Annotated in this window: 2 protein-coding genes and 1 pseudogene; 2 read left to right on the top strand and 1 reads right to left on the bottom strand. The window is 72.4% G+C overall.

Features of this window, described 5'->3' with window-relative positions; all coding sequences use genetic code 11:
- Positions 1-195, bottom strand: a pseudogene (locus AOK08_RS41820) (cell division protein ZapE); the annotation flags it as partial.
- A 305-nt stretch (positions 196-500) separates the two neighbouring features.
- Between AOK08_RS41820 and AOK08_RS41815 the strand changes: the two are divergent.
- Both AOK08_RS41815 and AOK08_RS41810 read left to right on the top strand, forming a co-directional pair.
- Positions 501-1,328, top strand: coding sequence for a pyrimidine reductase family protein (locus AOK08_RS41815; RefSeq protein WP_055535804.1), 828 nt, complete (start codon positions 501-503; stop codon positions 1,326-1,328).
- 156 nt (positions 1,329-1,484) lie between these two features.
- Positions 1,485-1,958 carry a hypothetical protein gene (locus AOK08_RS41810; protein WP_055535802.1) on the top strand — a complete coding sequence of 158 codons (474 nt, stop codon included), beginning with the start codon at positions 1,485-1,487 and terminating at the stop codon, positions 1,956-1,958.
- Positions 1,959-1,991 lie beyond the last annotated feature (33 nt).

Below are 1,991 nucleotides of genomic sequence, written 5' to 3'. Positions count from 1 at the left end.
AACCAGCCCAGCCAGACCGAGCCCGCCCGCGAACCCGTCGAGGACGCGTACGGCCTCGGTCTGGCTGGGCTGGTTCGGGTCCGGGAGGTACGTACCGAAGCGCACCGAGTCGAAGCGCGGCGGCGGCACCATCTCGGCGACCAGCCGGTCCGCGGGCACGTGCGGCTCACGGACGCACAGGGACAGCGGGGCCATGTCGGCTATCGGACCGAAATCGGGTGCGGCTGGGGTGGTAGGCACGGTTCACCATGCTAGGGCCTGTCCGGAGGGCGGAGCCGGGCCGGACCGGTGCCGTGGGGGCGGCGATCGGGTGGGGTCCAGGCCGGTCGGCCGCGGGGTGGAGAGGGCCGGCGGCGCGTGAGGGTCCCGCCGGGCGGGCGAAGCCGGGCGGCGGGGGAGCCGGTAACCATGACAAACGCGGCATATGGGTGTTCCCGGCCCCGAGGCGGGCGCGCCCGGCCCGCCGGACAGCCGCAGGGTGCCGTGCCAGACTGCCTCGCATGCGACGTCTGTTCCCTGTGACCGAAGAGACAGTGGCCAGGGCCCCGGGAGGGGCCGTGAACGACGGTGGGCCGTCCGGCGGTGCCGGAGCGGCCGACCGCGAGTGGAGCCTGGCGGAGCTGGCCGCCGCCTACGCCTACCCCGAGCGGGCGAACGAACGCCGGGAAACCTGGCTGCGCGCCAACATGGTGTCCACGCTCGACGGCGCGGCCCAGCACGACGGCCGCTCCCAGCCCATCTCGTGCGCCTCCGACATGCGGATCTTCGGCACCCTCAGGGCGCTGGCGGACGTGGTCCTGGTCGGTGCGGAAACGGTACGCCGGGAGGGCTACCGTCCGGCACGCGCGCGTGCGGAGTTCGCCGCCGCCCGGGAGTCGGCGGGGCAGGGGGAAGCCGCGGCGATCGCGATCGTCAGCGCGAGCCTGGAGCTGGACTACTCGCTCCCGCTGTTCACCTCGCCCCTGGTGCCCACCCTGGTCCTCACGGGTGCCGCCGCCGCCCCCGACCGGGTCGCGGCCGCCGAGAAGGCGGGCGCCCGGGTGGTCGTCGCCGGTGACGGCATGGGAGTCGACCCGGCCCGCGCGGTACAGGCCCTCGCGGGCCTCGGTCACACCCGGCTGCTGGCCGAGGGCGGGCCGCGTCTGCTGGGGCAGCTCGTGGCGGCCGGGGTGCTCGACGAGCTGTGCCTGACGATCTCCCCGATGCTCACCGCGGGGGACGCGCAGCGGATCTCGGGCGGGCCGTCGATTCCGGTTCCCCGCAGGTTCGAACTGGTGTCCTTGCTGGAGGAGGACGGCTTCCTGTTCAGCCGTTATCGCCGCTCCTGACGCAAGAGGTCCGGCTCGTCCGGACACGATCCGGAATCTGTCGTTCCGTTTGTCTTTCGCTGGGCACACTAAATCTCGCAGTCCCCGTGCGGTCACGGGGCAGGATGGTTTCAGCAGGGGCCTGCGAACGGCCCCCGGAGGAGAAGGGCGCCTGTCGTGTTCACGAGCGTACTGATGATCGAGAAGGCCCTGACATCCGCCGACGTGGAGTTCGTCACCACCTTGCACGGCGACGAGGACGTGACGTTCCACGTGCTGCTCCAGCCCCGTGGCGACCAGGCCGACCGGCTGCTGCGGGCCATCGACGACATCGCGCTGGGCGAGCTCGACGAGGCGGCGCACGAGCGGGAGACCCCGGAGGGCGACGACGCGGCGGCGCTGGGGGAGCGGGCGCTCGAGGTGTCCCTGACGGCGCTGCGGGGAGTCGGGCACGAGGCGGTGGGGCAGATTGTCGAGGACCATCCGCTCGACGCGTTGCGGGGGTTGGTGGACGAGGTCGATGCCGATGAGGTCATCGTGCTGACCGATCCCCACTATGTGGAGGAGTTCTTTCACCGGGACTGGGCTTCTCGGGCTCGGCACAAGGTGGGGGTGCCGGTGTTGAAGCTGTTCTCGCACAGCAAGGCGTGAGCGTGGGTGTGGGGCGGGGATCGCCGTAGGGGC

This window comes from Streptomyces graminilatus (assembly GCF_001418565.1).
In the GTDB taxonomy this organism is placed as follows: domain Bacteria; phylum Actinomycetota; class Actinomycetes; order Streptomycetales; family Streptomycetaceae; genus Streptomyces; species Streptomyces graminilatus.
This window is presented reverse-complemented; position numbering and strand designations above follow the sequence as displayed.

Bases quoted from the DNA above. Each gene is read 5' to 3' on its own strand.
- AOK08_RS41815 (WP_055535804.1), top strand. From the start codon at position 501: ATGCGACGTCTGTTCCCTGTGACCGAAGAGACAGTGGCCAGGGCCCCG.